Consider the following 7,926-nt stretch of genomic DNA (forward strand, 5'->3'; position numbering starts at 1 on the left):
CCCCCCGCCAGGCCGAGCACGACCGCCAGCACCACGAAGGCGATCCGTGGAAGGTGATCCCGGTGATCGAGGAGGTCAAGGCCAAGGCGCGCGAGGCGGGGCTGTGGAATTTCTTCATGCCGCCGCATTCGGGCCAGCAGCATGTCGACGACACGTTCCAATTCGAGGGCACGCAGCTGACCAACCTCGAATATGCGCTGTGCGCCGAGGAGATGGGCCGGGTGGGATGGGCGAGCGAATGCTTCAACTGCTCCGCCCCCGATACCGGCAACATGGAAGTGCTGCACCGCTACGGCACGCTGGCGCAGAAGGAGGAGTGGCTGCGCCCGCTGATGAACGGCGAGATCCGCTCGGTCTTCCTGATGACAGAGCCGGCGGTCGCATCGTCCGACGCCACCAATATCGAGACGCGGATCGAGCGCGACGGCGACCATTATGTCGTCAACGGCCGCAAATGGTGGTCGTCGGGGGTGGGAGATCCGCGCTGCAAGATCGGCATCCTGATGGGCAAGACCAGCTTCGAGGGATCGCGCCACCAGCAGCAGAGCCAGATCCTGGTGCCGATGGACACGCCGGGCGTGAAGATCGAGCGGATGCTGTCGGTCTATGGCTATGACCATGCACCGCACGGCCATGGCGAGGTGAGCTTCACCAACGTGCGCGTGCCGGTGGAGAACATCCTGCTGGGCGAGGGGCGCGGGTTCGAGATCGCGCAGGGGCGGCTCGGGCCGGGGCGCATCCACCATTGCATGCGCACGATCGGCGTCGCCGAGGTCGCGATCGAGAAGATGGCCAAGCGGCTGCTGAGCCGCGTCGCGTTCGGCAAGCGGATCGCCGACCATTCGATCTGGGAACAGCGGATCGCGCGCGCGCGCATCGACATCGAAATGACGCGCCTTCTCTGCCTGAAGGCCGCCGACATGATGGACAAGGCCGGCAACAAGGCCGCGCAGCAGGAAATCGCGATGATCAAGGTGCAGGCGCCCAACATGGCGCTGCAGATCCTGGACGATGCGATCCAGGCGCATGGCGGCGGCGGCGTGGCGGAGGATTACGGGCTGGCGCACGCCTGGGCCGCGATGCGCACGCTGCGCTTCGCCGACGGCCCGGACGAGGTCCACAACCGTGCGATCGCCCGCAACGAATTCGGCAAGCATGGCGAATGGAAGGCCGAGCGCCCGTCGAACGACCGCGGGCCGGACGTGTCGAGCGGCGATATCGGGGTGAGCCGGTAAGCGCGGCGGCAGGACGATAGCGAGAGGACCGAAACATGAAGGCCGCAGTCCTGTTCGAGACGCGACAACCGCTGGAGGTGGCGGACGTCGTCGTCGCCAAGCCGGCCCCGCGCGAGGTGCTGATCCGCACGCGCGCGGTCGGCGTGTGCCGGTCCGACCTGCATTTCGTCGACGGCACCTATCCGCACGCGCTGCCCGCGATCCCCGGGCATGAGGCGGCCGGCGTGGTGGAGGCGGTGGGCAGCGAGGTGCGCACCGTCAAGCCGGGCGACCATGTCGTCACCTGCCTGTCCGCCTTTTGCGGGCATTGCGAATTCTGCATCACCGGCCGCATGTTCCTGTGCGTCAGCGGCGAGACGCGGCGCGGCAAGGGCGAGGCGCCGCGGCTGACGCTGGCGGACGGCGGCGTCGTCAACCAGATGCTGAACCTGTCCGCCTATGCCGAGATGATGCTGGTTCACGAACATGCGTGCGTCGCGATCGACCGCGACATGCCGCTGGACCGGGCCGCGCTGATCGGCTGCGCCGTGACGACCGGCGCGGGCGCGGTGTTCAACACCAGCGACGTATCGCCGGGCGAGACGGTGTGCGTGGTGGGATGCGGCGGGATCGGGCTGGCCGCGGTCAACGCCGCCAAGATCGCCGGCGCGGGCAAGATCATCGCGCTGGACCCCGTCCCCGAAAAGCGCGCGATCGCCGAGAAGCTGGGCGCGACCCACACGTTCGATGCGCTGGCCGAGGGCGTCGTGGCCGAGGTGGTCGAGCTGTCGAAGGGCGGGGTCGACCATGCGATCGAGGCGGTCGGACGCCCGCAGTCGGCGGCGACCACCGTATCGGTGCTGCGCCGCGGCGGCACCGCGACGATCCTGGGGATGATGCCGCTGTCGGAAAAGGTCGGGCTGTCGGCGATGGACCTGCTGTCGGGCAAGAAATTGCAGGGCGGGTTGATGGGATCGAACCGCTTCCCCGTCGATATCCCGCGGCTGGTCGATTTCTACCAGCGCGGTCTGCTCGACCTCGACACGATCATCGCCGAGCGCGTGCCGCTCGACCGGATCAACCATGCGTTCGACGAACTCCGCAAGGGCGACGCGACGCGCAGCGTCATTACCTTCGACGCATGACCGACAGCAATCTTCAGTCCGAGATCGCCGAGCGCGACCGGCTCGACACCGATCGCCTGAGCGCGTGGATGCAGGCGCATGTCGAGGGCTTCGAAGGCCCGCTGACCTATGCCAAGTTCGCGGGCGGGCAATCCAACCCGACTTACAAGTTGCAGACGCCGGCGCGCAACTACGTCCTGCGGCGCAAGCCGATGGGCGAGTTGCTGCCATCCGCGCACCAGGTGGACCGCGAACATCGCGTGATGGCCGCGCTGCACCCCACCGGCTTCCCCGTGCCGCGCCAATACGGCCTGTGCGAGGACGATGCGGTGATCGGTTCGGCCTTCTACGTCATGGAGATGGTCGTCGGACGGACGATCTGGGACGGCGCGATGCCCGACCTGACCCCGGCGCAGCGTTGCGACCATTATCATGCGATGATCGACACGCTGGCCGACCTGCACAATGTCGATCATGTCGCCGCCGGGCTGGAGACGTTCGGGCGGCCCGGCAATTATTTCGAGCGGCAGGTATCGCGCTGGATCAAGCAGTATCGCGGTGCCGAGACCGAGCACATGCCCGCGATGGAAAGCCTGATCGAATGGCTGCCGCGCACGGTGCCCGAGCAGACGCGCACGTCGATCGTCCATGGCGACTATCGCGTCGACAACATGATCTTCGCGCCCGGTACCGAGCCGCGCGTGCTGGCGGTGCTGGACTGGGAATTGTGCACGCTGGGCGATCCGATCGCGGACCTGACCTATTATCTGATGAGCTGGGTGACCGAACCGGAAGGGCGATCGGGCGTGATGGGGCTGACCGGTCCCGACACCGGCATTCCGCACCTGGAGGAGATGCTGGAACGCTATTGCGCGCGGACCGGGCGCGACGGCGTGCCGCAGCTCGACTGGTATTTCGCGTTCAACCTCTTCCGGCTGGCCAGCATCGTCCAAGGCATCAAGAAGCGCGTGCTGATCGGCACCGCCAGCAATGCGCGTGCGGAGGAAACCGCCAAGCGCGTGCCGATGCTGGCGGATGCGGCGTGGGGATTTGCGCAGAAGGCAGGGGCCTAGCCGGCGCCGCACAAGAAACGGGGAGACCCCAGCCTGCGCTGGGGTGATGCCCGGGAACTCCAGGAGGGATGATGTCGCTGTTCGATCTGACCGGGAAGGTCGTGCTCATCACCGGATCGTCGCGCGGGATCGGGAAGGCGAGCGCGATCGCCTGCGCCGAACAGGGCGCGAAGGTGGTGATTTCCAGCCGCAAGCAGGATGCGTGCGAGGCGGTGGCGGGCGAGATCAACGCGCGTTTCGGGGCCGGGACCGCGATCGCGGTGGCGGCCAATATCTCCGACAAGGCCGGGTTGCAGGCGCTGGTGGATGCGACGCGCGCAGCGTTCGGTCGGATCGACGTGCTGGTGTGCAACGCGGCGTCCAACCCCTATTACGGGCCGCAGGAAGGGATCGCCGACGACCAGTTCCGCAAGATCCTGGACAACAACATCATCTCCAACCACTGGCTGATTTCGATGGTGGCGCCGGAGATGAAGCAGCGCGGCGCGGGCAGCATCGTCATCGTCAGCTCGATCGGCGGCCTGCGCGGATCGACGGTGATCGGCGCTTATTGCATCAGCAAGGCCGCCGACATGCAGCTGGCGCGCAACCTGGCGCACGAATACGGCCGCCACGGCATCCGGGTGAACTGCATCGCGCCGGGGCTGATCAAGACCGATTTCGCCAAGGCATTGTGGGAGGATGAGGCGGCGGTGGCCGAGCGCAACGCGACCACCCCGCTGCGCCGCATCGGCGAGCCGGAGGAGATCGCCGGCGCGGTCGTCTATCTGGCCAGCCCCGCCAGCGCGTTCATGACCGGGCAGACGATGGTGATCGACGGCGGCGTGACGATCTGAACCCCCGCGTCCGTCACCCCGGCTTCGTGCCGGGGTCCACCGTGCGGCGGGCGCATCGCATGAATTCATCGCCGGCGCGCGCGGCCCGGTGGATGCCGGAACAAGCCCGGCATGACGGAGGGTGAAATGCGGTTCCAGGACAAATCGATCATCGTCACCGGCGCGGGTTCGGGCATCGGGCGCGCGGCGGCGACGCTGTTCGCGGCCGAGGGCGGACGCGTGGTGGTGGCGGACATCAACGACACCGCCGACGCCACCGCGCAGGCGATCCGCGATGCCGGCGGCACCGCCGAGGCGATCCGCATCGATGCGGGCAACGAGGATGACGTGGCGAAGACGGTCGCGCTGGCGGTCGAGCGGTTCGGCGGGCTAGACGTGATGTTCGCCAATGCCGGCATTTCGGGCGGCATGGCCAATATCTTCGACACCGACGTATCGCTCATCACCGAGGTGCTGCGCGTCAACCTGATCGGCCCGTATCTGGCGGTGAAGCATGCCGCGCCGCATATCGCCGAGCGAGGCGGCGGGGCGATCATCCTGACCGCCAGCGTCGCGGGTATCCGATCGGGCGCGGGATCGCCGGCCTATTCGGCGTCCAAGGCGGGTGTCATCAACCTGGCGATGGTGTCGGCGCAGCAGCTGTCGGGATCGAACGTGCGCGTCAACGCGATCTGCCCCGGGCTGACGGAAACGGGGATGACCAAGCCGACGTTCGATTATGCGCGCGACGCGGGCAAAATGGACCGCGTCGGCCGGCTGAACCCGCTGCGCCGTGGTGCGCAGCCCGAGGAGCTGGCGAAGGTGGCGCTGTTCCTGGCGAGCGACGATGCCAGCTATGTCAACGGACAGGCGATCGCGGTCGATGGCGGGCTGTCGTCGAGCCACCCGGTGACCAAGCAGGAATATGGCCGCACCGCGGTGTAGCGGACCGCGCGACGGAACGGGTCGCGGCTGACACGGGTTTCTCCCGCGATCTGAGGAGAAACATCATGGCCGCGCCCGTCCGTTACACCCCCGCCGTCGAGGACGTGAAGCCAGACGAGGCCGAGGTGGTCCGCCAGCTGAACGAGACGTTCGACACGATCCTGGAGACGACCGCGAAGGATTACGGCCATGCGGTGCGCGCGGTCCATGCCAAGTCGCACGGCATCATCGAGGGCACGCTGACGATCGACGCCGACCTGCCGCCCGAGCTGGCGCAGGGGCTGTTCGCGACGCCGGGCGAGCACAAGGTGTTCCTGCGCCTGTCGACCAATCCGGGCGATATCCTGGACGATGCGATCTCGCTGCCGCGCGGGCTGGCGATGAAGGTTCTGGAGGTTCCGGGCGAGCGGCTGCCGGGTGCCGAGGGGAGCACGCAGGATTTCGTGATGGTCAACGCCACCGCGTTCCAGGCGAAGAGCGCCGACGCGTTCCTGGGCAACCTGAAGCTGCTGGCGAAGACGACCGATGTGGCGGAGGGCGGCAAGAAGATGCTGTCCGCGGTATTGCGCGGAGTGAACGGCGCGCTGAGCGCGGTGGGGATCGAGAGCGCGGCGATCCGCACGCTGGGCGGCGCGCCCAATGTCGATCCGCTGGGCGAGACCTATTACAGCGCGACGCCGTTCCGATATGGCGACCATATCGCCAAGTTCAGCCTGAAGCCGGTGGCGCCGGGGCTGCGCGAGCGCAATGGAGCGATCATCGACACCTCCGGGAACCGCGACGCGATCCGCGCGACGGTGCGCGAGGAGATGCAGCGGATGGACGGCGAATGGGAATTCCGTGTCCAGCTGGCGCGCGACCCGCAGCGCCAGCCGGTCGAGGATGCGACCGTCGAATGGGACGAGGCCGAGGCGCCGTTCGCGCGCGTCGGCGTAGTGCGGGCGCGGGCGCAGGACAGCTGGGATGCGGACCGTGTCGCGGCGGTCGACGAAGGAATGCGGTTCAGCGTGTGGACCGGGCTGGCGGCGCACCAGCCGTTGGGCAACATCAACCGCGCGCGCCGCGACACCTATCGCCACTCCGCCGAGTTTCGCGCGCGGGCGAACGGCTGCCCGATCCACGAACCGGGACGAATGGTCGAGCCGGCGTGATCGCTTAGCGGCGCGTTAACCGTTGCGGGTGCACGCGTTCGGCACGGAAGCAGTGGTGATGGTGGCGATGCAGAGCGATCTGTTGTGGGAAGCGATCGACCGATCGCAGCTGGTGATCGAATTCTCGCCAGACGGCATCGTCCGCAATGCCAATGCGCTGTTCCTGCGCGCCGCCGGCTATCGCCTGCAGGAGATCGTCGGGCGGCATCACCGCATCTTCTGCGCGCGCGAGGACGCCGGATCGCCCGAATATGCCGCCTTCTGGCGCAGGCTGTCGTCGGGGCAGGCCGAGGCGGGGCGGTTCCACCGGCTGGCCGCGGACGGCCGCGACCTGTGGTTGCAGGCGACCTATACCCCGGTGCGGGGCCGTGACGGAACGGTCGAGCGGATCGTCAAGTTCGCGGCCGATATCACCGACGAGGTCCGCCAGCAGGGCGAGCTGCGCTCGCAGCTGAGCGAGATCGCGCGCTATCGCCTGGTCGCCGACGAACGGCGCGACGAAACCGACGCGATGCTCACCAAGCTGGGCCGGGTGGTCGATTCGATCGCGGGCATCGCGGAGCAGACCAACATGCTGGCGCTCAATGCCTCGATCGAGGCGGCGCGCGCGGGCGCGGCGGGGCGCGGCTTCGCGGTGGTGGCCAGCGAGGTCAAGAAACTGGCCAACGACACCCATGCCGCGACGGCGCGGGCACGCGCGATGATCGCGGGCTGACGCCCGCCGGCATCAGCCGCGCGGCTCGCGCAGGCGGATCAGCCCTTCCTGCGCGACGCTGGCGATCAGCCGGCCGTCGGCGCTGAAGATCTTTCCGCGGTTCATGCCGCGGCCGTGACCGGCCCAGGGGCTGTCGGTCGTGTACAGCAGCCATTCGTCGGCGCGGAACGGTTCGTGGAGCCACACCGCATGGTCGAGGCTGGCGCTCTGGAACCCCGGCGAGGTCCAGTTGACGCCGTGCGGCAACATGCAGGTGCCGAGCAGCGACATGTCGCTGGCATAGGCCAGGATCGCGCGGTGGACCGCTGGATCGTTGCCGATCGGCGCGACGATGCGAAACCAGCTGTGCTGGACCGGATCGGTCGGGACGGGGCTGGCCCAGCGGCGCGGGAACACCGGGCGCAGCTCGATCGGGCGCGGGCGCAGCAGCGCGCGGCGAAATTTCTCGTCCACCCCGGCGCTGTCGGCAGCGCGCAACTCGGCCTCCGACCGCAGTTCCTCGGGCGGGGGGACGTCGGGCATCGCATCCTGATGTGCGAAGCCTTCCTCGGGCAGCTGGAACGAGGCGGCCATGTTGAGGATCGGCGCGCCGCGCTGCATCGCGATGACGCGGCGGGTGGCGAAGCTCTTGCCCTCGAAATCGCGCACGACGCGGTAGATGATCGGATGATCCTCCGCGCCCGCCCGCATGAAATAGGCGTGGAGCGAATGCGCGATCTTGCCCGACGGATCGGTCGACCGCTGCGCCGCCTGCAGCGCCTGGGCGATCACCTGCCCGCCGAACACGCGCCCCACGCCGCCGCGCGACCGGCGCCCGCGGTACAGATCGGTGTCGATCTCCTCGACGTCGAGCAGGTCCACCAGGTCGGCGGCGAGATCGGCGGGGGTG

General features: G+C 68.3%; 8 protein-coding genes. 7 read left to right on the forward strand and 1 reads right to left on the reverse strand.

What is annotated here, in order from left to right:
- The 7 genes from AX685_RS17090 to AX685_RS23385 all read left to right on the forward strand — a co-directional run.
- The coding region (locus AX685_RS17090; protein WP_066490711.1) for an acyl-CoA dehydrogenase family protein at positions 1-1,235 on the forward strand (1,235 nt) is incomplete at its 5' end.
- A 35-nt stretch (positions 1,236-1,270) separates the two neighbouring features.
- On the forward strand, positions 1,271-2,359 hold the full coding sequence (locus tag AX685_RS17095) for a Zn-dependent alcohol dehydrogenase (RefSeq protein WP_066490715.1): 1,089 nt from the start codon (positions 1,271-1,273) through the stop codon (positions 2,357-2,359).
- Entirely contained in the window at positions 2,356-3,411 is a 1,056-nt protein-coding gene (locus AX685_RS17100; RefSeq protein ID WP_066490717.1) for a phosphotransferase family protein, read from the forward strand. Before AX685_RS17095 ends, AX685_RS17100 begins: the two co-directional genes overlap by 4 nt.
- 71 nt (positions 3,412-3,482) lie before the next feature.
- Positions 3,483-4,247, forward strand: a complete 765-nt coding sequence (locus AX685_RS17105; protein WP_066490726.1) for an SDR family NAD(P)-dependent oxidoreductase — start codon at positions 3,483-3,485, stop codon at positions 4,245-4,247.
- A 111-nt stretch (positions 4,248-4,358) separates the two neighbouring features.
- The gene (locus AX685_RS17110; RefSeq protein WP_082741045.1) at positions 4,359-5,171 is read left to right on the forward strand and encodes an SDR family NAD(P)-dependent oxidoreductase; all 813 of its coding nucleotides are present in this window, start codon (positions 4,359-4,361) and stop codon (positions 5,169-5,171) included.
- 65 nt (positions 5,172-5,236) lie between these two features.
- Positions 5,237-6,322 (forward strand): catalase family protein, encoded by a 1,086-nt coding sequence (locus tag AX685_RS17115; RefSeq protein WP_066490722.1) that lies wholly within the window; start codon positions 5,237-5,239, stop codon positions 6,320-6,322.
- Positions 6,323-6,380: 58 nt separating this feature from the next.
- Positions 6,381-7,037 (forward strand): methyl-accepting chemotaxis protein, encoded by a 657-nt coding sequence (locus AX685_RS23385; protein WP_066490732.1) that lies wholly within the window; start codon positions 6,381-6,383, stop codon positions 7,035-7,037.
- Positions 7,038-7,049: 12 nt separating this feature from the next.
- Here the strand turns inward: AX685_RS23385 and AX685_RS17125 are convergent.
- Positions 7,050-7,926 (reverse strand): acyl-CoA thioesterase (locus tag AX685_RS17125; RefSeq protein ID WP_066490724.1); only part of this gene is annotated, 877 nt, incomplete at its 5' end.

Origin of the sequence: Sphingomonas sp. CCH9-F2 (assembly GCF_001556735.1) — a bacterium.
GTDB lineage: Bacteria > Pseudomonadota > Alphaproteobacteria > Sphingomonadales > Sphingomonadaceae > Sphingomonas > Sphingomonas ginsenosidimutans.

What these genes read in the sequence shown, in the direction of transcription:
- AX685_RS17115 (WP_066490722.1), top strand. Translation starts at nt 5,237, where the DNA reads ATGGCCGCGCCCGTCCGTTACACCCCCGCCGTCGAGGACGTGAAGCCA.
- AX685_RS17100 (WP_066490717.1), top strand. Translation starts at nt 2,356, where the DNA reads ATGACCGACAGCAATCTTCAGTCCGAGATCGCCGAGCGCGACCGGCTC.
- AX685_RS17095 (WP_066490715.1), top strand. Translation starts at nt 1,271, where the DNA reads ATGAAGGCCGCAGTCCTGTTCGAGACGCGACAACCGCTGGAGGTGGCG.
- AX685_RS23385 (WP_066490732.1), top strand. Translation starts at nt 6,381, where the DNA reads ATGGTGGCGATGCAGAGCGATCTGTTGTGGGAAGCGATCGACCGATCG.
- AX685_RS17110 (WP_082741045.1), top strand. Translation starts at nt 4,359, where the DNA reads ATGACGGAGGGTGAAATGCGGTTCCAGGACAAATCGATCATCGTCACC.
- AX685_RS17105 (WP_066490726.1), top strand. Translation starts at nt 3,483, where the DNA reads ATGTCGCTGTTCGATCTGACCGGGAAGGTCGTGCTCATCACCGGATCG.